Genomic DNA, 24,243 nt, shown 5'->3' with positions numbered 1-24,243 from the left:
CTTGCCATGTTAAGTAGAACTGCCTCGGATCTGTATTGGATGTCGCGTTACCTGGAGCGGGCGGAGAACCTCGCACGGATGCTCGACATCAGTTACTCCCTGTCACTGATGCCACAGGATGGCCGCGGTGACGGGTTGCACGAACTCGCGATGCCGCTGCTGATCACCGGCACCCTGGACGATTACCTCGAGCGCCACGGCGATCTGCATGCCGAACGCTTGCTGCATTTCTTCGCTCTGGACGCTGCCAACCCGGCGAGCATCTACAGCTGCCTGGGCGCGGCGCGGGCCAGTGCCCATGCGGTGCGTGGCCGAATCACCGCGGACATGTGGGAAAACATCAACGCCACCTGGCTGGAAATTCGCGGGATTGCCGATCAAGGTTTGAGTCGCTACGGCATGAGCCGTTTCTGTGAATGGATCAAGGAACGTTCCCACCTGTTTCGCGGCGCGTCCTACGGCACGATCATGCGCAACGATGCCTTCCGATTCATTCGCCTGGGCACCTTCATCGAACGGGCGGACAACACGCTGCGCCTGCTCGACGCCCGATACGAAATGGCCGGTGATCAAGCTGAAGCCGTGAGCGACGGCACGGCTCACGCGTATTACCAGTGGAGCGCATTGTTACGGGCCTTGTCGTCCTTCGAGGCCTACACCGAAATCTACCGTGATGCACCCGGTGCCCGGCACGTGGCCGAGTTGCTGTTGCTGCGTGCGGACGTTCCACGATCCCTGCGCGCCTGCACGGAAGAAATCGACCAGATCCTTGCCCAGTTACCCGGGGCCAACGGACGTCCCGCGCAACGCCTGGCCGCAGAAATGGATGCACGCCTGCGCTACACCGGCATCAATGAAATTCTCGACGAAGGCCTGCACGCCTGGCTGACCGAGTTCATCCCGCTGGTGCGCCAGTTGGGTAATGCCATACACACTTCTTACCTGGAGGCTGCATGAGACTTTCCATTAGCCACGAAACCACCTATCACTACGAAGATCAGGTGCGGGCGAGCATCCAGTACCTGCGGCTGACACCCCACGACAGCGAGCGGCAGCACGTGCTCAGCTGGCAACTCGACCTGCCGCGCCCGGTGCGTGCGCAACTCGATCCGTTCGGCAATATCCTGCACGTACTGACCATGGACGAGCCCCATGAAGCGATCATCATTGGCGCCCGTGGCCAGGTCGATATCGACGAGCTGCGGGAAGCCGAACACGAGAGTCAATCGGCGCTGCCGTTCCTGCGATTCACCCGTTTGACCGAGCCTGACGAAGCCTTGCGCGCGTTCGCTGACAAAGAGTGCAAGAAGCGTCGGGATCGCACGGCGTTGATCGACCTGATGCATGGCTTGAACGCCTACATGACCTACACGCCGGGTTCTACTGAAGTCGACACCAGCGCTGCCAAGGCCTTCGCCGGACGTTCTGGCGTCTGCCAGGATCACACCCACGCCTTCCTCGCCTGCGCCCGTAGCCTGGGCATTCCGGCGCGTTATGTGTCGGGGTATCTGTACAGCGAGAACAGCGAGCACCTGGCCAGTCACGCCTGGGCGGAAGCCTGGCTGGATGACGCCTGGTACAGCTTCGACGTGACCAATGAGCTGGCACGACCTGAACGGCATTTGAAACTGGCGGTGGGTCTGGATTATCTGGACGCGTGCCCGGTACGCGGAATGCGCCGGGGCGGCGGGAGTGAACAGATGCACGCGAAGGTGTTTGTATCGCCGACGCCGATGCCGTTTATCTCGGTGCAATCGCAGTAACCTGCGACACCGCGAAATCCCTGTGGGAGCGCAATGCTGTTCACTTAAGCGACACGTATACTTTTGTGGCGAGGGGATAAATCCCTCACCACAGTATTGTGCTCGCCTGAAACTCTTCTTGAGTGAACAGAGGCCAGCCAAGGCAACCCTATGTCACGGCTTAACCTTGCGCCCAGCCATGTGCTTCAAATACCCCACCAACATCTCCAGATCTCCGTCCGGCAGCACCTGCTCCGTAAACCCCGGCATCTTCGCTTGCGGCCACTGCCGCAGACTCTGCGGATCGCGGATATAGCGCTTCAGGAAATCAGCCCCGAAATACTCGGTAGGGTTGAACGGAATGTTCAGGTCCGGACCAAACTGCGAATCCCCGGCGCCGTTCAATCGATGACAGGCCAGGCAATTTTTCTGAAACAACGCAAACCCCTGGTTCACCGGGTCGTCCGCTTTCAACGCGGGATCAGGTAACAGGGCAGGGAAGCGCTCGGCCACAGGTGCCAGTTGTTTGATGCTTGCCACCTCGAATGGCCACTGTTCAGGGCTGATATTGCCGGCCTGCGGATCCGTCCAGACCAGATAAAACGGCCCCGCACTGTGCTTACCCTCGGACAGCGCCGGCCAAGGCCTGGCCGGGTCTTCAATCGCCAGCCACGCCCTGGCACCCTTGTCATTGAGCAACGGCCCGGCGGCCAACTCAGCGGCGAAACCGTCCAGCGCCACAGCTTGCAGATGGTCGTCAGGCGTGATGCCGGTCAACAACGCCGCCAAGGGCACCGCGCGATAGGTCATTTCACGCTTGTAGGAAACGTCGTTGGCAATCGTGATGGTCTGGACGTTTGGGTGCTTTAGCAGCTCCTCGGTTTGCCAGGTGCGTTGGTTCGCGCCCAGCTGCAGTTCCAGCTGTGCGGCGAAGAGGGGCGTGCTGAGCAGCAAGGCCCCGAGCAGAAGAAGCGTTTTCAAAAGATCGCCGTCCATGTCGTGGGAGTGCCGCAAAGGTTGGCACACCCACGTCGGCCCGGGTAGCGAGCCATTCACATTTTCATGAGGCGATAAAATAGTTGCGCCGTATTTTAAGAGCTTTCTAGCCAAGCACCTTGGTCAGGTTCGGCAAGATCAACAACAGCGTGGTGGCGAAAAGAATGAGACCGGCTTGACGTACTTTCGATTGTTTGAACATGGCTTGACCGCCTTTATTGTTATTTCCTGATGCCTGCCTGCATTGCTTCCATGACGGCAGAGCGTTTCACTTCCTGTCTGACGAGCGCCTCGGCAAAACCCGACGACAACTTCGTACATGTTCACCTTAGGGCCCGCGTCACCCGTGGCTTAGATCCATTTCATATGGATATAGCGCCCAAGGCTTTTAAAAAGACATGAGGCGTATTGCCAGCTTCTTTGCCGCCCTTTTGCTAGACAGCTCGGTGACCTGAAACGGTTAATCCGGTAGCTCACTACCGTCCGTCTGAGCGTGTCCGTCAATCTCGCTGAGCGTTGTGGTCATTGAATCTGCGAGGGCTCGGCCTATGGTGAAGGCTTCTCAAAGATCAAAAGATCGGAAGATCTCAACAACAAGAAAAATGAGGACGTCATGACCGAAGCTTTGATTTTCGACGCGTTGCGCACGCCCCGGGGCAAGGGCAAGGCTGATGGCGCCTTGCACAGCGTCAAACCGGTGAACCTGGTGGCCGGGTTGCTGACGGCGTTGCAACAACGCACGTCCCTGGACACCAGTCAGGTCGACGACGTGGTGCTGGGCTGCGTGACGCCCATCGGTGATCAAGGCTCGGACATTGCCAAGACCGCGACACAGGTGGCGGATTGGGACGTAAGCGTCGCGGGTGTGCAGATCAACCGCTTCTGCGCATCGGGACTGGAAGCCGTGAACCTCGGCGCAATGAAAGTGCGTTCAGGTTTCGAAGACCTGGTGGTGGTCGGCGGCGTCGAGTCGATGTCCCGCGTTCCGATGGGCAGCGACGGCGGCGCCTGGGCGCTGGACCCTGAGACCAACCTGCACAGCCACTTCACACCGCAGGGTGTAGGGGCCGACCTGATCGCCACGCTCGAAGGTTTCAGCCGTCAGGATGTCGATGCCTACGCGCTGCATTCGCAAGAGAAGGCTGCACGGGCTCGGGCGGACGGTTCCTTCAACAAGTCACTGGTGCCAGTGCGCGATCAGAACGGAATCCTTCTGCTGGATCACGACGAATTCATTCGGGCCGAATCGACGCTCGAGGGCCTTGGCAAGCTCAAGCCGAGTTTTGAAATGATGGGGCAGATGGGTTTCGATGCCACGGCGCTCAGGGTCTACAGCCATGTGGAGCGGATCAATCACGTCCACACGCCGGGCAACAGTTCCGGGATCGTCGATGGCGCAGCGTTGATGCTGATCGGGTCTGAAGCGAAGGGCAGGGCGCTGGGCTTGCAACCGCGGGCGCGAATTGTCGCCACGGCAGTCACCAGCACCGATCCCACGATCATGCTGACAGGACCGGCGCCGGCCACGCGCAAAGCCTTGGCCAAGGCCGGATTGCGGGCCGAAGACATCGACCTGTTCGAGGTCAACGAGGCCTTCGCCTCCGTGGTATTGAAATTCATCAAGGACATGGCCATCGATCCGCAGAAGATCAACGTCAACGGCGGTTCCATCGCCATGGGCCACCCCTTGGGCGCCACTGGCTGCGCGATTCTGGGCACCTTGCTCGATGAACTGGAAGCCCGGCACTTGCGCTATGGCCTCGCGACGCTGTGCGTCGGTGGCGGCATGGGCATTGCCACCATCATCGAACGCCTCTGAGCCCCGAATTCAAGGAAAATTGCCATGACCGAAGCCATCCGTTACGAAAAGGGCCAGGACCAGATCGTCGTCCTGACCATCGACATGCCGGGCCAGAGCGCCAACACCATGAACGCGGTTTATCGCGACGCCATGGCCGCCTGTGTCGCCCGATTGGTTGCTGAAAAAGACTCGATTGCCGGCGTCATCATCACCTCGGCCAAGAAAACGTTCTTCGCCGGTGGCGACCTCAATGAACTGATCAAGGTCGGCAAGCCCGAAGCCAAAGCTTTCTACGACATGGTACTGACCCTCAAAGGCCAGCTGCGCACCCTGGAAACCCTCGGCAAACCGGTGGTCGCGGCGATCAATGGCGCGGCCCTGGGTGGCGGCTGGGAAATCTGCCTGGCGTGTCATCACCGCGTCGCACTGGACAACTCTTCCGTACAACTCGGCTTACCAGAAGTCACTCTCGGCCTGTTGCCGGGTGGTGGCGGGGTGGTGCGTATGGTGCGCATGCTGGGGATCGAAAAGGCTTTGCCATATCTGCTCGAAGGCAAGAAAGTCCGGCCGCAACAGGCGTTGCAGGCCGGATTGATCGACGAGTTGGCGACGGACAGTCACGAGTTGATGAGCAAGGCCCGCGCCTGGATTCTGGCCAATCCGGCCGTTGTGCAGCGCTGGGACGTAAAGGGCTACCAGATTCCCGGCGGCACGCCTTCCAATCCCAAAGTCGCGCAAATGCTGGCCATTGCGCCATCTATCCTGCGCAGCAAAACCCAGGGCTGCCTGCCCGCACCGGAAAAAATCCTCTGCGCGGCAGTCGAAGGGGCCCAGGTCGATTTCGACACGGCGCACTTGATCGAAACCCGCTACTTCACTGAATTGACCACCGGCCAGGTCTCGAAAAACCTGATCGGCACGTTCTGGTTCCAGCTCAACGAAATCAACGCCGGCGGCTCGCGACCTCAGGGATTCGCGCCTTACGTGACGAAAAAAGTCGGTGTGCTGGGTGCCGGGATGATGGGCGCCGGTATCGCCTTCGTCAGCGCCTCGGCGGGGATAGACGTGGTGCTCAAGGACATCACGCTGGCGGCGGCGCAGAAGGGCAAGGCTCACTCAGAAGCTTTGCTCGACAAGAAAGTCGCTCGCGGGCAGATGCTCCCCGAGCAACGGGAAGCGATTCTGGCGCGGATCCTACCGACGCAAAACGATGCTGATCTGGCCGGTTGCGACCTGATCATTGAAGCAGTGTTTGAGGACCGTGAGCTCAAGGCCAAGGTCTCCAGGACCGCGCAAGAAATCGTCGGCGTGGACGCGGTCATCGCCTCCAACACCTCGACCTTGCCCATCAGCGGCCTCGCCACCGCCGTTGCGGACCAGACGAAGTTTATCGGCCTGCATTTCTTCAGCCCTGTCGAAAAAATGCCCCTGGTGGAAATCATCAAAGGCCTCAACACCAGCGATGCAACCCTGGCCCGCGGCTTCGATTTTGTCCTGCAAATCAAGAAAACCCCGATTGTAGTGAACGACAGTCGCGGCTTTTTCACCTCTCGCGTCTTCGGTACGTTCACCAACGAAGGCATCGCCATGCTCGGCGAAGGTGTCAGCGCGCCGATGATCGAAACCGAGGCGCGCAAGGCCGGCATGCCCGTCGGGCCGCTGGCGATCTCCGATGAGGTGTCCCTGAGCCTGATGAGCCATATTCGCCAGCAAACCGCCAAGGACCTGCAGGCCGAAGGGAAGCCGCTGGTCGAGCACCCGGCGTTCGCGGTGATCGACCTGTTGCTTAATGAATACAAGCGTCCGGGCAAAGCCGGGGGTGGTGGTTTCTATGAATACCCCGCTGGCGGACAGAAGCACCTGTGGCCAGAACTGAAAACCCGTTTCGAGAAAGCCGACGGGCAGATTTCACCCAAGGACGTGCGTGATCGGTTGTTGTTCGTGCAGGCCCTGGAAACGGTGCGTTGCGTGGAAGAGGGCGTGCTGACCTCCACGGCGGATGCCAACGTCGGTTCGGTCTTCGGTATCGGCTTCGCGGCATGGACCGGGGGCGCACTGCAATTCATCAATCAGTACGGCGTGAAGGACTTCGTCGCCCGTGCGCAATACCTGGCCGAGCAGTACGGCGAGCGTTTCGCGCCACCGGCATTACTGCTGGAGAAGGCGGCGCAGGGAAGCACGTTCTAAGGGAGGATGACGCTTTCGGGGCTTGCCTTGTTGCCGTGTTTCGAGGCAGGCTCTGGGGTGTGCATTATTCCCATCACGTGTCAGGTATTTTTTATGTCGTTACGCATCTGCATTCTGGAAACCGACATCCTGCGTCCGGAACTGGTCGACCAATATCAGGGTTACGGGCAGATGTTCCAGCGTCTGTTCACGCAACAGCCTATCGCGGCCGACTTCACGGTCTACAACGTCATGCAGGGCGAATACCCCAGTGACGACCTGACCTTCGATGCCTATTTGGTTACGGGCAGCAAAGCCGACTCCTTCGGCACCGACCCGTGGATCGAAACCCTCAGGACCTTTCTGCTGAACCGCTACGAGCGCGGCGACAAATTGCTGGGCGTGTGTTTCGGTCATCAGTTGCTGGCGCTGTTGCTGGGCGGCAAGAGCGAACGAGCCACCCAAGGCTGGGGCGTCGGCACGCATAACTACAAACTGGCGGCCAAGGCGCCGTGGATGAGCCCGGTGGTGGAAGAGCTGACGTTGTTGATCAGTCACCAGGACCAGGTCACTGCGCTGCCGGAAAATGCCACCGTGATCGCGTCCAGCGACTTCTGCCCGTTTGCGGCGTACCACATCAACGATCAGGTGCTTTGCTTCCAGGGCCATCCGGAATTCATTCACGATTACTCCCGGGCCTTGCTGGATATCCGTCAGCAAGCGCTGGGCGAGCAGATTTATCAGAATGGTGTGGCGAGTCTTGAGCATCAGCACCACGGTGCCACTGTGGCGGAATGGATGATGCGGTTTGTGGCGCACAAGCCTGAAGCCAAAGCGGTTTAAAGCGGCGTGAGCAGTTGTGGCGAGTCCCCTCGCCACACGGTTTTTTAAAGCCAGCCCGATTTCTTGAAACTCGCCCACAAACTCACGCACCCCACGGCAATAAACCCCAACACCGCAAAATATCCGTAGTGCCAGGTCAGTTCCGGCATGTTCTGGAAGTTCATCCCGTAAATCCCGGCCACTGCCGTCGGAAACGCCAGGATCGCCGCCCACGCTGCGAACTTGCGTTGCACCACGCTTTGGCGCGACGCCTCCAGCAACACCCCCACCTCGATCGTCTGACTGGCAATGTCCGCCAGGGTGGTCAGGTCTTCCATCTGTCGCGTGACGTGGATCTGCACATCGCGAAAATACGGGCGCATGTTCTTGTCGATGAACGGGAAACTCAGCTTCTGCAACTCCTCACCGATCTCCACCATCGGCGCAGCATAACGACGCAGGCGAAGTACATCGCGGCGAAGGCCGTGGAGCTTCTGGATGTCGCGTTCGTTCAGCGCACTGCACAACACGTTGCGCTCCAGCTCATCAATCTCGGCATGAATCGCTTCGCCCACAGGCTGATAGTTCTCGATCACAAAGTCGAGGATGGCGTAGAGGACGAAGTCCTCGCCATGCTCCAGCAGCAACGGGCGCGCTTCGCAACGCTGCCGGACATAGGCGTAGGACGCCGAGTGGCCGTTGCGTGCGGTGATGATGTAACCGTTGCCGGCAAAGATATGGGTCTCGATGAACTCGAGTTTCCCCTGATCGTCACGGATGGGCGAATAGGTGACGATAAAGAGCGCATCGCCAAAGCTCTCAAGCTTCGGGCGGCTGTGTTTTTCCAGGGCATCTTCGATGGCCAGTTCGTGCAGATTGAACTGCCGTTGCAGGTTGGTTAGTTCCTGAGCGCTGGGCTCTTCAAGGCCGATCCAGACAAAGTGGTCAGGCTTTGCAGCCCAGGCTGCGCCTTCGTCCAGGGTGATATTGGTGACTTTCTTACCCGCGCTGTAAACCGCAGCAGCAACAACTCTACCCATGATGTTGGTTCACTTCTTATTGGCAGTCTTTTATTGGCAAATGGCCGTGGCAGGCAGTGATCAGCTTAGCCTTGTCTGCAGGTTGAGAGTCAGCAAAATCGGGAGAGTTCGCCGGCAAAAGAAAACCCGCACAGGGCGGGTTTGTTGTCAGGCAGCTTGCAGTTGCCGGTCCATCGAGGCGATGCACTCGCGCATCTGCTCCCGGCATTGAGCGATCAGCTGGGGCATGTCATCCAGGCTCATCCCCGCTGTAGGAATGGCCGGCAACGAGCGAATCAGAATCTTCCCACTGTTCCAGCGGTTCAATCGCATGTGTTTGACGTAACTGCTGACGCACACCGGAATGATCGGCACGCCGGCAGCGATCGCCATCTGGAACGCGCCTTTCTTGAACGGCAGCAGGTCTTCGCCCAGATTGCGCGTGCCTTCCGGAAACACCCAGATCGAGGTGTCCTTGTTTTGCAGGGTATGGGTAGTGGTCAGCATCGACTGACGCGCCTTATGCGCATTGCCGCGATCGATCAATACATTGCCGGCCAGCCAGAACAACTGGCCGAACAGCGGTACCCACTTCAGGCTCTTCTTGCCGATACACACGGTGCGACGGGGCACCACGTTGCCGAGCACAAAAAGATCATAGTTGGACTGATGGTTGGCGATGATCACGCAACTGTCTTGCTTGTCCATCAGGGGGCCGACTTCCGCCTTCACCCGCAGGCGCAAAATGCACATGGCCGGCCACGCGTATAAACGCGCGCACAAGCGGCTGTTGTCCGGATTGAACGGGCGGCACACACCCAGAATCACACCCAGCACACCCGCCAGGATAAAGTGCAGGCCCATCAATAACATACGAAACACAAACAGCATCTACTGGCCCACCGAGACGAAAGGTGGCGCAGTGTACGGATGTGCACTCTATTCAGCAATTGCCGCTATAGAGGTAGGAGATAGGCGATGTTTGAGCGCATGTTTCCGACTTATAGGTCAGACGTGTTCTAGAGCAGTGGAAGGCTTTTCAACACAGCGTGTAAGAAAAAGCCCGACACGACGGTCGGGCTTTTCCATGGAGCAGCTTTGGACTTAACCCATATGCTCCTGATCGAGGACGATCGCGTTGTCCAGCGTCTCCAGCAAGGCCTTGCGTACCTTGAGCTTGGTGTTCTTGTGCGCGGTCATGTTGATCTTCTTCAACTGACGAGCTGCCGCCAGCGCGGTGGTCTGCAATTCATCCGCCGAGACCACTACGTCGAGGAAACCTGCATCAACCGCGCTCTGCGGATTGAACATCTCGCCATTGATGACCGAGCGATGGAACGCCGACTTACGCAGGCGATCACGAGCGAGTTCGATTCCAGCGTGGTGCATGGTCATGCCGATCTGCACTTCATTCAGACCGATGCTGAAGGCGCCTTCGACGCCAATGCGGTAATCCGCTGACAGCAGCAGGAACGCACCTTTAGCGACTGCATGCCCAGGGCACGCCACGATCACCGGGAAAGGGTGGGCCAACAGGCGACGGGCCAGTGTTGAACCTGCCGTCACCAGCGCCACGGCTTCTTTCGGACCCGACGTCATCACCTTCAAGTCATACCCGCCCGACAGAATGCCGGGTGTGCCAGTGATGATCACCACTGCGCGATCAGCCACGGCCTGATCCAGCGCAGCGTTGAACGCAGTAATCACGTCCGGCGAGATGGCATTGACCTTGCCATTGCTCAAGGTCAGGGTCGCGATACCGTCTTCGAGGTGGTAGGAAATCAACTCACTCATGACGCTATTCCTTGTATGAAAGTTGAAGCAGACGTTACCCACCGTCGCAGGCCAGGTAAAGCGCCGTGACTGACTCGCCAGTCACCCTTTACCCACGCGCCAGGCTTGGCCAGCCACACCCGGCAGACCTTCGCCTCTATATAGAAGGCCGTGCCGAGCCGGAGATTGGCAGGTTTGCCATGGCGTGCAGACAGCCGGAACCACTAAATCGCTAACCGCATGAAAATTCTGAAAAAAATATTTGCCATCGGAAAAGGTTTCGACTACATTAGCGCGCCTCGACAGACAGAACTTGTTTGAAGAGATACGGTGAAGTGTCCGAGTGGCTTAAGGAGCACGCCTGGAAAGTGTGTATACAAGAAATTGTATCGAGAGTTCGAATCTCTCCTTCACCGCCACATTAAGTAAACACAAACCCCTGATTTTCCTAGAGAAAGTCGGGGGTTTGTGGTTTCTGGCGTCTGAAAAAGAGCCAATCGGAATGTTATGAAATTCTGGTCCGTTTTCCCGACGGTGTGAGCGTTCTGGAGCCAGTCCCCTCATCGTTAGTGGGTATTGGTGGGTTGTCCTTCATACAACTCGTTCGAGGGACTACTTGCATGCGCCTGAATAAGCCCTGGAAGCTGCCAGACTCATCTAATCTTGCGTCCCTCTTCGTTCTCGACATGACCCGTAACAATGCAGATATCGTTACCCCGTCAGCGCAGATACCATACCTCCTCGCGTGCCTGAGGCCTTCAGGCTAAACACGATTCGAATACTTTGTCCTGAATAAAGAGGTATTAAACGGTGAGAATTGCACTTGTGCTGCTGTTGAGCGCGCTGTCCATGCAGGCCATGGCGGCCACTATTGGTGAGCGCCTAACACCCTGGACCTTACAAGATCAGCACGACCAACCGTACACCCTGGACGAAAAAACCCACGTCTTGCTGGTAGCTCGAAGTATGGACGGCTCCAAGATGGTGAAGGCTGCATTGGAAAATCAACCTAAAGGCTATATGGAAGCACGTAACGTCATCTTCCTCGCTGATGTGCAGCGAATGCCTTCGTTGATCGGCAAGTTCATTGCGATTCCGTCCATGCGTAATTACAGCTACCGTGTCGTGCTCGACCGCGATGGCAGTGTTGCAGCTAATTACCCTGGAGCTGAAGACAAGGTACTTTGGCTGCAGCTTGAAAACGGTACCCTGGTGGCACAGAAGGCATTTGCCAATGCTGATGAACTGCGTGCCGCGTTGGAAAAGCTGCCGACTCAATGATTTGGTTGATCTTTACTTGGACGAGGGTGGAGAGGGGATGGAATCCAGCGGAGTGCTTGTGTAATCCGAGGGCCTGTTTCCATGGAGTGTGGTGGCTGGGGCGCTGATTGATCGGCGGGGCATTGGACGCTCGGCTGGCGCTGTCGCCATCGGCGAAGGATGTGCTGATATCGCGCCGTGATGCGCAAGTACTGCTCGAATGGATAAATCAGACCGAATTGGAAGGCGTGGTGGTGCAGTCGTTGACCCTTGATGAACGCGATCAGCGTCTCGAAGCGCAACGGGTCGTTCAGTCGGCCGCTGATTTATGAATAGTTTGTGAGTCGGGACTTACGTACGCCTTTTCGCTTTAGACTTATTGCAAATTCATCGAACGGACTCGACCTCATGCCCAACGCTTTTGCCTCATACCCTGTTATCAAATCAGCGGCCGCTCTGTTGATTTCCGTTCTTTCGTCGATCGCCAACGCCTCCACGCCGCCAGCGTTCCCTGACGCCACTGCCAGCGATCCCGCGAAACTGGGCTGGATGGTCGGCTCACCACCTCCCGCCGATCGTACGGTGCGTTTCGAAGATGGCAGCTATTTCCAGTTCCCGGCGATGCGCTGGAGCGTCTCGAACTTTCGACAGCTGATGCCAACGATCAACGTTTCCCGCGGCCTTGGCGCGCCTGTTGCGCTGGAAAGCGCGCTGCGCAAGGACATCGACGCGATCAGCTTTACGCCGCTGGGCGCAAAAGAGGCCATGACCTGGGAGCAATCCCTTGCTGCCACTTACACCGACGGCATTGTGGTGATGCACCGTGGGAAAATGGTCTACGAGCGTTACTTTGGCGTCCTTAAACCGGACGGTCAGCACGCCGCGATGTCGGTGACCAAGTCGGTAGTCGGCACCTTGGGCGCCATGCTGGTCGCAGAAGGCCAGATCGACCCCAACAAGCGTGTGGCCGAGTATGTGCCCGAGTTGGCGAGTTCTGCGTTTGGTAACGCCACGGTGCGCCAGGTGCTCGACATGACCACGGGCCTCAAGTACAGCGAGGACTATGCCGATCCGAATGCGGAGGTCTGGGCCCATGCAAACGCCGGGAGTCCGTTGCCCAAGCCCAAGGATTACACCGGTCCGAGAAGTTACTACGAGTTCTTGCAGACGGTAAAACCGCAGGGCGAACACGGTGAGGCCTTCGCTTACAAGACCATCAACACCGACGTTCTGGGATGGGTAATCGCTCGGGTGACCGGGCGTAACGTCGCGCAGTTAATGTCGGAACGGATCTGGAGTCGCCTGGGAGCGGAGCAGGATGCGTATTTCACCGTGGACTCAATCGGGACGCCGTTCGCCGGTGGTGGTTTGAATACTGGTTTGCGGGACCTGGCCCGCTTCGGCGAGATGCTGCGCAATGACGGTCGGTTTAACGGACAGCAGATCGTGCCCAAGGCGGTGGTCGAGGACATCCGTCGTGGAGCCGATAAACAGGCTTTCGCCAAGGCGGGATATGACCTGCTGAAAGGCTGGAGCTATCGCTCGATGTGGTGGGTAACGGACAAAGAGGGCGGTGCATTCATGGCGCGAGGCGTCTATGGGCAGCGCATCTATGTGGACCCGAAGGACGAGCTGGTGATCGTTCGCTACGCCTCCCATCCCGTGGCGGCTAACTCGGCGAATGATCCGGTGACGTTGCCAGCATTCGAGGCGCTGGCTCGGCATTTGTCCAAATAAAAAAGCGGTCCATTCGTCGGGCATGAAGCCATCTGAACGACAGGTCCAGTAATGACCGGCTAGTCTCAAAATCCTTGGTGGTCGATATTTTTCGGGCAAATAGGGCTTGCCGGTGTCGATCCCGCTTTTGAAGGGGCGAGAAGATGACTGAACCGTATATCGAAGACGACGGATCCGAGTTTCCGATCAACAATTGCGTGCAGTGTGGCCAGACGGAGTACGTAGCGAGCTTTGGTGAAGATCAAATCAAAGTCGGCAAGATGAAAGCCATGGTGCGGCCCGGGCCTAAGGCCAAGTTTTTACCCAAGGTAGCGGCACCGTCCAGGAAGTAAGCAACCCTTCGTCAAACCCCGTCATCGAACGGGGTTTTTTATAACTTAAGAAAATGTCACAGAGCGTGTTTCAGCCAGGATCTTTCACAAACTTTTCACACGACCCTACGTACTCTCAGCTCATCCGTTAGAAAGCAACACCTAGCCCGTTCCCCAGCGGGCTTTTTTTTGCCTGTCATAAAACCTTTTCAAAAAATGCTGTCCAACCGTCGCCTATTTCGAAGAACGGAGGATATGTGTGGACGTTTCCTCCGCTGAGGCATTCAATGCCCGGCTTTCGGTTCCCCCCCTATTTTTTGAGGTTTTCGTCATGCGTTTAACACTGCCCGCTCTGGTTCTGGGTCTTTTGGTTGCTCAAGGCGCAATGGCGGCCGGTGACGGCACCGCTGCAATCGGTGGTGGTCTGGGCGGCGCACTGGGCAACGTGGTTGGCCAAAGCATGGGCGGCAGCACCGGCGCAGCTATTGGTGCGGGTGTTGCAGGCGCAGCCGGTAGTGCCGTTGCTGCACGTAAAGGCAGCCGCACCAAAGCGGCCATTGGCGGCGGTGTCGGTGCGGCAGGCGGCTCGGTGATCGGCAATAGCCTCGGCGGCAAGACCGGTTCCACCATCGGCGCAGGTTTGGGCGGTGCGTTGGGCGGCGGCGTTGGCAGCAACCTCGCCAAGGGCCACAAGCGTCACTGATCCTGATCGACAAAAAAACCCGGCCTCGTGCCGGGTTTTTGCGTTTATGAACGTTTGTCTCTGCAGCGGCTCAAATCCTTTACAAACCCAAACAAATGAGAGGTACACCATGACTACCGAAGGCAAGGAAGTGGGCGGCTTTAGTCGTCACCGTTTGACGTTGTCTGCATTTGTGTTGGGCGTGTTCTTCGCTCAAGGGGCGCTGGCGGCCGGCGACGGTACTGCGGCGGTTGGCGGTGGCCTTGGCGGTGCGCTGGGTAATGTCGTCGGTGGACAGATGGGCGGTAGCACCGGTGCGGCGATTGGTGCCGGTGTCGGCGGCGCGGCCGGCAGTGCTGTCGGCGCCCCCAAAGGTAGCCGCACTGAAGCGGCCGTTGGCGGTGGCTTGGGCTCGGCGGGCGGCTCAGTGATTGGTAACAGCCTGGGCGGCTCCACCGGTTCGACCATTGGTGCGGGCCTCGGCGGCGCGGCGGGTGGCGCAGTCGGTAATAACCTGGGCAGTGACAACGGCAGCTCCCATTCCGGCGGCGGCCATAAAAACAAACATAAACACAAGAACAAGCATCGCTAATTCACGCCGATCCGCGGGAGGTATGCCATGACGCCTGAAACCGAAGGTAATGAAGAAAAAGGACCGAGCGGTGTTCCCTACATCAACGATCCAGATAAAGGGCAGGATCTCAATGACCCTGGTAACGAAGATCCGGGATCACTCATGGATGATGCCACCGTACCGCTTAACGATTCCGATGATGCGGGCGATGTAGGAAATACAGAGTATGAAGAAGAGGATTTAGACGAAGACGAGCAATAGTCGACCGACCGATCGTCCACTTGATCGAACGCGGTGCTTTGCGATGTTCTCGAACTTTCAGGGCCTGTTCTTTCAGGCCCCTTGAGAGGTGCTCCATGAACTCCGATCCTGATGTTTCCGACGTTGACGAAACTCCCGAATACCCACTGCCATCACCCACTGACTCATTAAGCCGTGATCAACGTCCACCGGACGATGACACCGCCGTTGAGCAAGTCCCCAACGACGATGTCAAGCGTGGCGACGTGGAAGCCAGCCCCGATGATCCCGATATAGCCGGTGATGATGCCTCCGGTGAACCCAGCTGAAACGCGCATGTCCTTAGTGCCGCTCGTCGATTGAGTGGCACCTTTAAAAATCGAACGCTGCCAGACATCAGGACAGTGTCTTTTTAAGGAGATGCATCATGAACAGGTCAACGTTGACAGCCATGACAATGGCCGGCGTGTTGTCGGTCAGTTCATTTGTGGCGTTTGGTCAATCTTCCGGCAACGATGCGCCGGTCGATAAAGGCGGCATGCCGCCTTCCACTGAAATGAATGCGGGTTCAGCGAAAGGAAATGCCTTGCTGCCTGGCAGTATTGATAGTGGGAATGCGGGTGATGCTAATGGGAGTAGTACAAGTCCTGGGACGGGAAGTGGGTCGATGAGTGGTGGGAGTTCGATGGGGAGCGGATCCGGGAGTGGATCTGAGGATTCGAGTGGTTCTGGAGCGAGTGGGAGCAGTTCTGGTGGTGCAAGTAGTGGGGGTGGAGCGGGTGGTTAGACGACTCCGGCTTTCATAACGTTAATAGCCCAGCTTCAGCTGGGCTAACTAATTTAGCTCTTGATAATGGACTGATGTGATTATAGAAAATTCACATCGATCCGAGTAACCTCTAATTTCACATAATGGTCATTTAAGTCTGGGTGGTCGTAGTGTATGTCTTGATCGTCAAAATTGGTAAAGGACTCAAATACACTATTTTTTAGCGTTCCACACAGAAAATAGGTATAGCCTTTGGAGGCTTTTTCTACCATGGGATCTGTGCTTTTTGCTCTGCTTATCATGTAGGTATCAGAAAGGTAAAGTGTTAGCTCAATCGGATATGTTTTTCCGATTTCAGTTGCATATGGGCATGAATTTACGAAGCATTCAATAGAAAGCCCATTGATGAGTAGCGTCGCATGATTTTCGTCGTCTTCATTGATTTTTAGTAGCTTTGCTGAGATTGAATTATCCATTGTGCGGCCTATCTTTTTGTCTTGAGAGTCGCTATTGATCACCTTTCAGAAATATTTTTCTGATTGTATGCATTTGGTTGTGCTGTCTCGGCGTATTTGGATTGTAGAGAAAATCATTAGGTGACTTACGCCGGTTAATAGGCTTTTTGATGGTTCTCAATAAAATTCTGTGCAAGCGAAAGTTCTGTGATTAGGGATGGTATAGTTTTCGATGTGGAGGAATACAATGGTGCGTCCCAATTGTAGTTTTCGATCACTCTTATTTGAAAAAAGCCTGCTGCACTAAAGGACGGGTACCAGCCGGCGTCTAGCAGTAGCGAGGCGGGATACTCAACTTGAAGCAGGTCTTCCTTCAAAGAGTCGATTTGATATTTAACGTCTTTGTTCTCTAGTGAGGAAAGATTGTCATGTGCGATATTTCCACTGATAAATTTCAAGTCAATCAATTCGTTAGTGTCCTGAATTTATTTTCTGGAATGGGATATCGATGTATTGTCCTAGCACTAATGCCTATGCGTAACTTAGATTTCTGTTCGTCGCAAAGTAGAGTGACGGCTTGATGCTCACCTTGTGCGATGATGCCTATTTTTACACTAACCAATGTTAGTTTTCTGTTTGACAGTTGAACGTTCCGTAGTAAGGGGTTCTCCGAGTTGATGAGATCGCTGCTGTGTCAGATACGAAGCTTTTATTTTGGCGTTATTTTGATAGTGATTTGATCCATTTTTTATAGAATTTTCTTTGTTCTTCAATGTTGTTTGTGATATCGGTATCTTCGTAGTCGAAAATGTTGACTATATCTTCATCATCTGTAGGTTTTCCGAGTTCGATCTCATAGGCTAAAACGCCAGCAGACATTTGCGAGGACATGCGGGAGGTGTGAACATTTATTTTTGCGCCTTTGCATAAAAATTTTATGTCCGGGAAGTCGGCTCGTAACAGACCAAAGCATTCATAAATATCTTCCTCTTTGTATGTTTTGCTTAAATTGTCCTCCATTAAAAAAGTCAATTCGCGATTTTTTCGATCACGCATAATTAACGCCTTCTCTAGCTTTTCGTTGACTATTATTGATATTTCTATTGTTTTCATGGTTTCTTCCTATAGGGGTTAATGATTGAGTATCCTTTGTCGCTACCATCCTCATTGACTGGAGTAGCACCTACAATATCCCTGCTATCTATTCCAGCAGGGACGGCGATTTCCACCTCATTTCTGTGTGGTGAAATTAAACCGAGCTTTTTGTTCACATCTATGCCGTGAACGTCTTTCAACACATAAATAAATCCATCTTCCATTCCTTGGTCTGTTGCAAAATTTCTGGCCTGATTTATTGAGGGCGTTGTACTGATATAGATACTCGGAGGATTTCTGTTGTTTCGAGCGTGTAAGTAGAGGTCCATACTCATTCCAAGGGGTTCAAATCCGGTTTCGAATATCACCTTCGGGTCACGGGTGTCCCCTCGGTACGTATATCGACTCTTTGGTTTAGGCGATGGACGCTTCGGCTCACCCTCATCAACCCCAACCTTCCCAGCCGGATCCTCATCCCCGAACGAAGGCGTCTTACACCCATCCCGCCCGGGACACTCATTCAACCCCAGCGGATCAACCCAACCCGTCGGATTCCTTGTGTACTGATACCCGTTCAGTCCACCCGCCAACCGTTTCGGGTCCGGTGTCAGGTATCGGCCGACGTCCGGATTGTAGTAGCGATGCCGGTTGTAGTGCAGGCCGGTTTCGGCGTCGAAGTACTGGCCCTGAAACCTCAGCGGTTGGTCGAGTACCTGATGCGTATCGCGGTTCAGTCGGGTCAGGCGGCCGTAGGCGGTGTATTGGGCGGCCCAGACGATTTCGCCGCTGTAGTCGGTCAGTTCCTGGGGGGTGCCGAGGTGGTCGAGTTGGTAGTAATAAGGGCAGGCTTTGCGCGGGCCTTTGCCGTCGAGCATCGCCAATGGCCGGAAGGTGCCGGGCTCGTAGACGTAGCTGCGGTAGTGCTCGGCGCTGCTTTCGGCGACGAGGTTGTCGCCTTGCCAGAAGAATTCGGTGGTGTTGCCATCGACGGTCTTGCTGATCCGGCGGCCAAAGGCATCGTATCGATAGGTGGCCTGCGTGCCATTGGGCAGGGTGATGCCGATCAGTCGATGCTGGCAGTCGTAGCGGTACTCGGTCACCAGTGCCGGCGCAGTTCCTCGGCGCTTGCGGATCAAATTCCCGAAGGCGTCGTAGGTGTATTGGCGATTACCTTGTTTGAGCAGGCGGTGGTTTTTGACCGTGATCGGCCCTGGACGATCCAGCATCAGCAGGTTGCCTGCCGGGTCGTGAACGAAGCTTTCCGGTTGGTGCTCGCGGGAGTGGTGGACGCGGATCAGGCGGTCAAGGAAGTCGTGTTGATAGCTGCGCTTGCCGTTTCGGGTGTCAGCAATGCTGTCGAGATTGCCGTTTGCGCTGTAGGAATAATCTCGGCGGTAAAGAGGGCGTAACGGCTGGCCGATAGCGTGAGCGGTCAACCGACCTTGGTCGTCGTACGCGTAATCGCTGCTGAGCAAACCTTGCTGGCGCTGTCGTTCACGCCCGGCAATAAATGCGTGGGACGACAACCGTGATCCATTGAGATCGATGGCTGCAAGTGCGCCACCCTGGGCAAGATGAAAGTCGAGTTTGCTGTGGTCCGGCAGGCGCATGTGATCGAGCTGGCCGCAGGCGTTGTAGCGGTAACGCAACGTGCCCCAGCCCTGATGCTCGGTGACCAGGCGATCCTGTTCGTCGTACTCGAATTCCAGCGGGTGATCGTTGTTGTCGTCGACACGGGTCAGGCGGCCGAGCGCATCGTAGTGGTACTCGACTTTTTTCCCGTCCGGCAACGTCTTGACCAGTAGCCGGCCAGCGGAATTGCGGTGGTAGCCGGTCACTAATCGCGAGTCGTCATCGCCGAACTCGGTTTTCTGCAGCAAGTGCCCACTCAAGTCATAGGCATAAGCGGTACGTCGACCATCGAACCCGGTTTCCTGTCGGATCAATCCGCCAGGCCAGTAGTCCAGCTGATACTTTTCGCCGGATTCGTTTTCGATCTCGGTCAGCAGCAGTCGCGCATTGTCGTAGCGGTACTTCAGCTGCGATCCGTCGGGATTGATCCGGCGACTGACCAGATGCAAGTCCGCGGCGTACTCAAAACGCGTAACGCGGCCCAGCTCGCAACGTTCCCCGGTGATCTTGCCGTACGCGTTGTAGGTGAAAGCGCGGCTGGCACCCGAGGGGAAGGTGGTTTGCAGCAGACGTCCTACTGCGTCCCATTCATACCGGGTGACGCCACCGTGTTCGTCCTGTTGGGTAATCCGACGCCCCAGGCAGTCGTAGGAAAAGCGTCGTTGGCCTCCCGTTGGCAAGGTCTCTTCAACCAGTTGCCCCAAGGCATTTCGTACAAAGGTATGGCCGCTGCTGTCCGGGTAGCGGATCAACAACAACTGTCCCTTTATGTCGTAGTGGTAATAGGTGGAGTGGCCCTCGGGGTCGGTCGCCCGGGTCACATCACCCTGAGCATTGCGCTGATACGTCCAGACCGCGTTGGCGCGATGGCGTGCGTGCAGGAAGCCGTTCCGGTATTCGTAGGAAGTGGGTTCGTCCTCAGGGGGAATATGAGCAATCAGCCGTCCGGCTTCGTCATAGCGGTATTCGGTTATCGCGCCGAGTGGCGTCTGTTCGGCCGTCAGCCGTCCTTTGCTGTCATAGGTGTTCAGATGCTCGCCGCCATCGGCTTCAACGCGGCGTATCAGACGAGCCTGTTCGTCATGCCGGTAAGCCTCTTCGCTACCATCGGCGTTCTTAACCACCACCTCGCCGTGGTCGTCCCAGAGGTAACGCGTGTCCATCTGCGAAAAGCTCGCCCAATGCCTGATGCATCGCGCCGCCTTGCCGGATCTTTCCCACTCCCAAAAGAAACTTGCCCCACCGGCCAATTGCCGTTGAAGAATGACGTTCTGGTCGTCGTAGTCGTACCGCTCGCTTTCGTCGGCCGCGTTGTTTGCCGCTACCAGGCGATGACAGGCGTCGTAGCGGTAGGTCGCAAGGACTTGCTCGGTGCTCCACGCGTCTTGCAGCGTGGGGGCCGGATGAAAACTCTGATAGTCGACGGCGACCAGGTGTCGACGATCCCAGCGCAACCGCAGTGAGCGGCCGGCACCATTGTCCAGGCGTTCGATTCTGTTCGCGAAATCGCGCTGCACCGTCAGACGGTTGCCATAGGCATCGCTGATCGTCGCCAATTGCCCTGCACGGAAGTGGAAAAAACGTGCGGTCTCACCGGCCAGGGCGACGATCAGTTCCTGCGAATCGTCCCCTTTGTAAATGGCGGCACGGGACAGGCTGTTGTGAATCGCCGGACGTTCGGCAGTTGGCAGGGGAAACGTCGTGCGCCGGTTTTCGTGGTCGGTCCAGATGACCTGATCTGCATCGATGTGCAGCGAATGGGACAGGGAATGACTCCAGCCGAAGCCGAGCCCGCAATCGATGTCTGCTGCGCTGGTGCGATAGAGCCGGGTGAAGTCGAACGGCAAAATCCCGTCCAGCGAACCATCGATCAGCGTGAGCAACTCTTCGCCCGTGACCATCGACACGGGGCAGCCGTTGGTGCACGTCAGCGGCCCGCAATCAGCGCTGTCACCATTGGGATTCTTCGCTTGGTCGGGCGCGTCGTCCTGGCGTTCTTGTTTGCTTAATCGGGTTTTTGTGACGGAGGTGTGGCGGGCGATGACTAACGGATTGTCCACCCGAACAACCTTTGAGTCGGCGGCGCGAATCGTTAGCGGCACCGAAGCAGCGGGCTTCAATGGGACATTTCGCGCAGTGACCATCAAGGGTTTGAGTGCGCCTGCGTGAGCACTCAGGTCGGACCGATTAGTGAGTTCCGCCAGTCGCAGACTGGCCGCTGCCAGCCATTGCCTGGCGCGTGGCGACTCGACCTTGCCCAGCACTTTGCTGCTGATGCCGACGTTTAAACCTGCCGGGCCTGTTAAACAGGTCAGCAGGAAGCCAATCAATAGTTCGGTGCGAATTTGCGCGACGACTTCGGCGATGTATTGCGGCGGCAGCATCCTCAGCCAACTGGTGAACGCGGCGAGATGAATGAACATCAACGGCTCGTCACTCAGCATCAACAACAGGCTGGCGATGGCGTCTGCAGAGGCGTTGAGCAGGGTGTCGAGCTCGCCCTCGGTCAGGTATTTGAGCAGCTTCTCACTGTTGGTTTGCAGGTCGGCGATCAAGCCATAAACCTGCTTCACGCCATCCCATAAACCGAACAGCGACTGCTCGAAACCGCGCCAGTCGGCCTGTTGCAGCATGCCGTAACGCTGGCTGAAACCCGCTTCGGAAAACCCAGCCCACAAAGGCGCGAACTCGGCTGTCCATTCGTTGCGCAGCCAACCTTCCAGATCGCTGATGACGTTTTGATAGGAGGCATAAAGTGCTTTGACGTGTTGCGCGGAAACGTTCGGGAAAAAAGTGATGCGGTAACGCTCGCCGCGCGAGCATTCAGGTATTTCGAGGATGCCGCTGGGGCCGATGGTGTGGTGAGTCGGCGCGCCATGGCGGATCTCACCGTCTCGCCCCTGGGTTATCAGTTCGAGCGTCAACGGCGTATTGCCGATCGGGACGAAGCGCGCGGTTTCGAACCGGTGCACCAGCGTCAAAGGACCGCTTGCGGGGCAGGTGGCGACGGTAGAACTGACCGTCGAATGAGTCGATGCGCTGAGCTGGTGCTCTTCACCCACCGTGAAGACTTGCTCGACCTCTAGCGCAGAGCCTGTCCAGTAACTTTCCGCCCAGGACTCGTAGTTGTTGAGGCAAAGTCGAAAGTCAGCGATCAGCGCTTCGACGTCGGGATGCGCAGGGTTCATGGCGGCAACGACCAGCAGCCCGATGGCGTTGTTCAAGGCCAAAACCTTGTCAGGATCGAACATTCGCAGCCTCTCGCGCCTACTGATTAAATTTCGCGAGACTTTGCGTGGGATGCGGGAGGAAAGAAGTCGGGGAAAGAGACGGGTGCTGTAGGGGAAATCGCCAAATGACGTCGTCAACGTGGTGAGTGAATTTTCCCCCGCCTGTCATTGTTCGTTGCCCTATGCCGCCCGCGCTCGATATGCTGCTGAACCCTTTAATCAAATCCGGATCCGGCCGTACGTTTGCCGCATTGGGATGTCATTGAAAACGGATCAGATGCGATGAATGCACCGCTGAACGACATCGGCCCGATCAAGGCCGTGATTTTCGATATGGACGGCTTGCTGCTGGACACCGAGGGTATTTACACCGAAGTCACGTCCATCATCGCCCAGCGTTATGGCCGTACTTTCGATTGGAGCGTCAAACAGAACATCATTGGCCGTGGCGCGGGTGATCTGGCGCGTTATGTGGTCGAGGCGCTCGATCTGCCGATTACCGCCGAAGAGTTTCTAAAGATTCGCGAGCCGCTGATGCGCGAGCGTTTTCCGACCGCGCTGGCGATGCCGGGTGCACAGGAACTGGTTCGGCATTTGAAGGCCAACAACATTCCTATCGCGGTGGGCACCAGCTCTTCGCGTCAGTCGTTTGGCCAGAAAACCACCCTGCACCGTGACTGGTTTGAACTGTTCGATTTCATCGTGACGGCCGATGACCCGGAAGTCGGCGCAGCCAAACCGGCGCCGGACATTTTCCTGACCGCGGCGCGCCGCTTGGGGGTCGCACCGGAGGATTGCCTGGTGTTCGAGGATTCGCCCTTCGGTGTCACCGCGGCGAAAGCGGCGGGGATGAGCGCCATTGCGATTCCGGATGCGGCGATGGCCGACGAAAAATACGCACACGCCGACGGGATTCTTCGTACGTTGAAGGCTTTCAGACCCGCCGACTGTGGTTTGCCGGCGCTTGAGTGGGCTTGATGTCCAATCAATTGTGGGAGCAAAGCTTGCTCGCGAAAGCGGTGTATCAGCCGAAATTGACGTCGGCTGATACTCCCTCATCGCGAGCAGGCTCGCTCCCACATTTTATTTGCGTTTGACCGACCTGTATCAGGCGCCGAAACCACCGTCGATGGTCAGGCTGGCACCGGTGATGTAGCCCGCTTCAGGTCCCACCAGGTAAGCGACGAAACTGGCGATTTCATCCGCTTTGCCGTAACGGCCCACCGCCATCAACGGGATCAGGCTTTCAGCGAAGTCGCCGCTGGCTGGATTCATGTCGGTGTCCACAGGGCCTGGTTGCACGTTATTGATGGTGATGCCCCGTGGACCGAGGTCGCGCGCCAGGCCTTTGGTCAGTCCGACCAGTGCCGATTTGCTCATCGCGTAGGGACCGCCACCGGCGAAGGGCATGCGGTCGGCGTTGGTGCTGCCGATATTGATGATGCGACCGCCTTCGGTCATGTGTTTGGCGGCGGCCTGGGTGGCAATGAACACGCTGCGCACGTTGATGGCCAGCGTCTGGTCGAAGTCTTCCAGTTTGAAATCTTCCAGCGGCGCAACCGCCAGCACGCCGGCGTTGTTGACCAGGATGTCCAAGCGGCCAAAGGCTTTGACGGTCTGGTCGACAGCGCTGCGAATGGCGTCGGCATCGGCGCTGTCGGCTTTGATGGCCAGGGCCTTGCCGCCGTTGGCCGTGAGGCTGTTTTGCAACTCTTCGGCTTTTGCGGTGGAGCTTACGTAAGTGAAGGCAACGGTCGCGCCTTCAGCGGCCAGGCGTTTGACGATGGCTGCGCCGATGCCGCGAGACCCGCCTTGAATCAACGCCACTTTGCCGCTGAGGTTCTGAGTAGTCATGTCGATCTCCAAAGTCCCGAGGCGAGATGCCTCGGTTGATGGAGCCTAGTATCGATTCTTGATTACAGTCTGAGTAGACGGTAAT

General features: G+C 56.9%; 22 protein-coding genes and 1 tRNA gene. 15 read left to right on the top strand and 8 right to left on the bottom strand.

Features of this window, described 5'->3' with window-relative positions; translation table 11 throughout:
• Positions 1-6 precede the first annotated feature (6 nt).
• Complete coding sequence (locus tag H7698_RS03195; protein ID WP_162440590.1) at positions 7-957, top strand: alpha-E domain-containing protein; 951 nt, start codon at positions 7-9, stop codon at positions 955-957.
• Entirely contained in the window at positions 954-1,763 is an 810-nt protein-coding gene (locus H7698_RS03190; protein ID WP_194690552.1) for a transglutaminase family protein, read from the top strand. The genes H7698_RS03195 and H7698_RS03190 overlap by 4 nt, the downstream gene beginning before the upstream one ends.
• Before the next feature lie 153 nt (positions 1,764-1,916).
• Here the strand turns inward: H7698_RS03190 and H7698_RS03185 are convergent, their stop codons facing one another.
• On the bottom strand, positions 1,917-2,738 hold the full coding sequence (locus tag H7698_RS03185) for a c-type cytochrome (RefSeq protein WP_162440588.1): 822 nt from the start codon (positions 2,736-2,738) through the stop codon (positions 1,917-1,919).
• Between the two features lie 613 nt (positions 2,739-3,351).
• Here H7698_RS03185 and H7698_RS03180 point away from each other — a divergent pair.
• From H7698_RS03180 to H7698_RS03170, 3 genes are all read left to right on the top strand, one after another.
• On the top strand, positions 3,352-4,557 hold the full coding sequence (locus tag H7698_RS03180) for an acetyl-CoA C-acetyltransferase (RefSeq protein WP_194690551.1): 1,206 nt from the start codon (positions 3,352-3,354) through the stop codon (positions 4,555-4,557).
• 24 nt (positions 4,558-4,581) lie between these two features.
• The gene (locus H7698_RS03175; protein WP_194690550.1) at positions 4,582-6,726 is read left to right on the top strand and encodes a 3-hydroxyacyl-CoA dehydrogenase NAD-binding domain-containing protein; all 2,145 of its coding nucleotides are present in this window, start codon (positions 4,582-4,584) and stop codon (positions 6,724-6,726) included.
• A 93-nt stretch (positions 6,727-6,819) separates the two neighbouring features.
• Positions 6,820-7,548: an amidotransferase gene (locus tag H7698_RS03170; RefSeq protein WP_194690549.1), complete on the top strand. Its 729-nt coding sequence runs from the start codon at positions 6,820-6,822 to the stop codon at positions 7,546-7,548.
• A gap of 44 nt (positions 7,549-7,592) precedes the next feature.
• Here the strand turns inward: H7698_RS03170 and H7698_RS03165 are convergent, their stop codons facing one another.
• The 3 genes from H7698_RS03165 to H7698_RS03155 form a co-directional block, all read right to left on the bottom strand.
• Positions 7,593-8,567 carry a magnesium and cobalt transport protein CorA gene (locus H7698_RS03165; protein WP_162440584.1) on the bottom strand — a complete coding sequence of 325 codons (975 nt, stop codon included), beginning with the start codon at positions 8,565-8,567 and terminating at the stop codon, positions 7,593-7,595.
• A gap of 147 nt (positions 8,568-8,714) precedes the next feature.
• On the bottom strand, positions 8,715-9,437 hold the full coding sequence (locus H7698_RS03160) for a 1-acylglycerol-3-phosphate O-acyltransferase (protein ID WP_162440583.1): 723 nt from the start codon (positions 9,435-9,437) through the stop codon (positions 8,715-8,717).
• Between the two features lie 213 nt (positions 9,438-9,650).
• Positions 9,651-10,340: a crotonase/enoyl-CoA hydratase family protein gene (locus H7698_RS03155; RefSeq protein WP_194690548.1), complete on the bottom strand. Its 690-nt coding sequence runs from the start codon at positions 10,338-10,340 to the stop codon at positions 9,651-9,653.
• A gap of 308 nt (positions 10,341-10,648) precedes the next feature.
• Between H7698_RS03155 and H7698_RS03150 the strand changes: the two genes are divergently transcribed.
• From H7698_RS03150 to H7698_RS03110, 9 genes are all read left to right on the top strand, one after another.
• Positions 10,649-10,738 (top strand) — tRNA-Ser (locus tag H7698_RS03150).
• Positions 10,739-11,129: 391 nt separating this feature from the next.
• On the top strand, positions 11,130-11,600 hold the full coding sequence (locus H7698_RS03145) for an FAD/FMN-containing dehydrogenase (RefSeq protein WP_194690547.1): 471 nt from the start codon (positions 11,130-11,132) through the stop codon (positions 11,598-11,600).
• Between the two features lie 122 nt (positions 11,601-11,722).
• On the top strand, positions 11,723-11,911 hold the full coding sequence (locus tag H7698_RS03140) for a hypothetical protein (protein ID WP_194690546.1): 189 nt from the start codon (positions 11,723-11,725) through the stop codon (positions 11,909-11,911).
• A gap of 76 nt (positions 11,912-11,987) precedes the next feature.
• Entirely contained in the window at positions 11,988-13,316 is a 1,329-nt protein-coding gene (locus H7698_RS03135; protein WP_194690545.1) for a serine hydrolase domain-containing protein, read from the top strand.
• Between the two features lie 143 nt (positions 13,317-13,459).
• The gene (locus H7698_RS03130) at positions 13,460-13,648 is read left to right on the top strand and encodes a hypothetical protein (RefSeq protein WP_162440578.1); all 189 of its coding nucleotides are present in this window, start codon (positions 13,460-13,462) and stop codon (positions 13,646-13,648) included.
• A 310-nt stretch (positions 13,649-13,958) separates the two neighbouring features.
• Positions 13,959-14,330, top strand: a complete 372-nt coding sequence (locus H7698_RS03125) for a hypothetical protein (protein WP_059404653.1) — start codon at positions 13,959-13,961, stop codon at positions 14,328-14,330.
• A gap of 109 nt (positions 14,331-14,439) precedes the next feature.
• Entirely contained in the window at positions 14,440-14,901 is a 462-nt protein-coding gene (locus H7698_RS03120; protein ID WP_194690544.1) for a glycine zipper domain-containing protein, read from the top strand.
• A 27-nt stretch (positions 14,902-14,928) separates the two neighbouring features.
• Positions 14,929-15,144: a hypothetical protein gene (locus tag H7698_RS03115; protein ID WP_194690543.1), complete on the top strand. Its 216-nt coding sequence runs from the start codon at positions 14,929-14,931 to the stop codon at positions 15,142-15,144.
• Positions 15,145-15,239: 95 nt separating this feature from the next.
• Complete coding sequence (locus tag H7698_RS03110; protein WP_194690542.1) at positions 15,240-15,452, top strand: hypothetical protein; 213 nt, start codon at positions 15,240-15,242, stop codon at positions 15,450-15,452.
• Between the two features lie 538 nt (positions 15,453-15,990).
• Here H7698_RS03110 and H7698_RS03105 read toward each other — a convergent pair.
• From H7698_RS03105 to H7698_RS03095, 3 genes are all read right to left on the bottom strand, one after another.
• A complete protein-coding gene (locus H7698_RS03105; protein ID WP_194690541.1) occupies positions 15,991-16,368 on the bottom strand; it encodes a hypothetical protein in 378 nt (125 codons plus the stop codon).
• Between the two features lie 699 nt (positions 16,369-17,067).
• Positions 17,068-17,460: a hypothetical protein gene (locus H7698_RS03100; protein ID WP_194690540.1), complete on the bottom strand. Its 393-nt coding sequence runs from the start codon at positions 17,458-17,460 to the stop codon at positions 17,068-17,070.
• Positions 17,457-22,325: an RHS repeat-associated core domain-containing protein gene (locus tag H7698_RS03095; RefSeq protein ID WP_194690539.1), complete on the bottom strand. Its 4,869-nt coding sequence runs from the start codon at positions 22,323-22,325 to the stop codon at positions 17,457-17,459. Before H7698_RS03095 ends, H7698_RS03100 begins: the two co-directional genes overlap by 4 nt.
• 261 nt (positions 22,326-22,586) lie before the next feature.
• Here H7698_RS03095 and H7698_RS03090 point away from each other — a divergent pair, with 261 nt between their 5' ends.
• Entirely contained in the window at positions 22,587-23,282 is a 696-nt protein-coding gene (locus H7698_RS03090) for an HAD-IA family hydrolase (RefSeq protein ID WP_194690538.1), read from the top strand.
• A 129-nt stretch (positions 23,283-23,411) separates the two neighbouring features.
• Here H7698_RS03090 and H7698_RS03085 read toward each other — a convergent pair whose 3' ends face one another.
• The gene (locus tag H7698_RS03085) at positions 23,412-24,158 is read right to left on the bottom strand and encodes a 3-oxoacyl-ACP reductase family protein (RefSeq protein ID WP_162438299.1); all 747 of its coding nucleotides are present in this window, start codon (positions 24,156-24,158) and stop codon (positions 23,412-23,414) included.
• Between the last annotated feature and the right edge of the window lie 85 nt (positions 24,159-24,243).

Source organism: Pseudomonas sp. p50(2008) (genome assembly GCF_015351605.1).
Classification (GTDB): Bacteria; Pseudomonadota; Gammaproteobacteria; order Pseudomonadales; family Pseudomonadaceae; genus Aquipseudomonas.
This window is presented reverse-complemented; position numbering and strand designations above follow the sequence as displayed.

What these genes read in the sequence shown, in the direction of transcription:
- H7698_RS03110 (WP_194690542.1), top strand. Translation starts at nt 15,240, where the DNA reads ATGAACTCCGATCCTGATGTTTCCGACGTTGACGAAACTCCCGAATAC.
- H7698_RS03085 (WP_162438299.1), bottom strand. Translation starts at nt 24,158, where the DNA reads ATGACTACTCAGAACCTCAGCGGCAAAGTGGCGTTGATTCAAGGCGGG.
- H7698_RS03120 (WP_194690544.1), top strand. Translation starts at nt 14,440, where the DNA reads ATGACTACCGAAGGCAAGGAAGTGGGCGGCTTTAGTCGTCACCGTTTG.
- H7698_RS03180 (WP_194690551.1), top strand. Translation starts at nt 3,352, where the DNA reads ATGACCGAAGCTTTGATTTTCGACGCGTTGCGCACGCCCCGGGGCAAG.
- H7698_RS03135 (WP_194690545.1), top strand. Translation starts at nt 11,988, where the DNA reads ATGCCCAACGCTTTTGCCTCATACCCTGTTATCAAATCAGCGGCCGCT.
- H7698_RS03115 (WP_194690543.1), top strand. Translation starts at nt 14,929, where the DNA reads ATGACGCCTGAAACCGAAGGTAATGAAGAAAAAGGACCGAGCGGTGTT.
- H7698_RS03130 (WP_162440578.1), top strand. Translation starts at nt 13,460, where the DNA reads ATGACTGAACCGTATATCGAAGACGACGGATCCGAGTTTCCGATCAAC.
- H7698_RS03105 (WP_194690541.1), bottom strand. Translation starts at nt 16,368, where the DNA reads ATGGATAATTCAATCTCAGCAAAGCTACTAAAAATCAATGAAGACGAC.
- H7698_RS03175 (WP_194690550.1), top strand. Translation starts at nt 4,582, where the DNA reads ATGACCGAAGCCATCCGTTACGAAAAGGGCCAGGACCAGATCGTCGTC.
- H7698_RS03185 (WP_162440588.1), bottom strand. Translation starts at nt 2,738, where the DNA reads ATGGACGGCGATCTTTTGAAAACGCTTCTTCTGCTCGGGGCCTTGCTG.
- H7698_RS03095 (WP_194690539.1), bottom strand. Translation starts at nt 22,325, where the DNA reads ATGTTCGATCCTGACAAGGTTTTGGCCTTGAACAACGCCATCGGGCTG.
- H7698_RS03195 (WP_162440590.1), top strand. Translation starts at nt 7, where the DNA reads ATGTTAAGTAGAACTGCCTCGGATCTGTATTGGATGTCGCGTTACCTG.
- H7698_RS03160 (WP_162440583.1), bottom strand. Translation starts at nt 9,437, where the DNA reads ATGCTGTTTGTGTTTCGTATGTTATTGATGGGCCTGCACTTTATCCTG.
- H7698_RS03155 (WP_194690548.1), bottom strand. Translation starts at nt 10,340, where the DNA reads ATGAGTGAGTTGATTTCCTACCACCTCGAAGACGGTATCGCGACCCTG.
- H7698_RS03090 (WP_194690538.1), top strand. Translation starts at nt 22,587, where the DNA reads ATGAATGCACCGCTGAACGACATCGGCCCGATCAAGGCCGTGATTTTC.
- H7698_RS03190 (WP_194690552.1), top strand. Translation starts at nt 954, where the DNA reads ATGAGACTTTCCATTAGCCACGAAACCACCTATCACTACGAAGATCAG.
- H7698_RS03170 (WP_194690549.1), top strand. Translation starts at nt 6,820, where the DNA reads ATGTCGTTACGCATCTGCATTCTGGAAACCGACATCCTGCGTCCGGAA.
- H7698_RS03165 (WP_162440584.1), bottom strand. Translation starts at nt 8,567, where the DNA reads ATGGGTAGAGTTGTTGCTGCTGCGGTTTACAGCGCGGGTAAGAAAGTC.
- H7698_RS03100 (WP_194690540.1), bottom strand. Translation starts at nt 17,460, where the DNA reads ATGAAAACAATAGAAATATCAATAATAGTCAACGAAAAGCTAGAGAAG.
- H7698_RS03125 (WP_059404653.1), top strand. Translation starts at nt 13,959, where the DNA reads ATGCGTTTAACACTGCCCGCTCTGGTTCTGGGTCTTTTGGTTGCTCAA.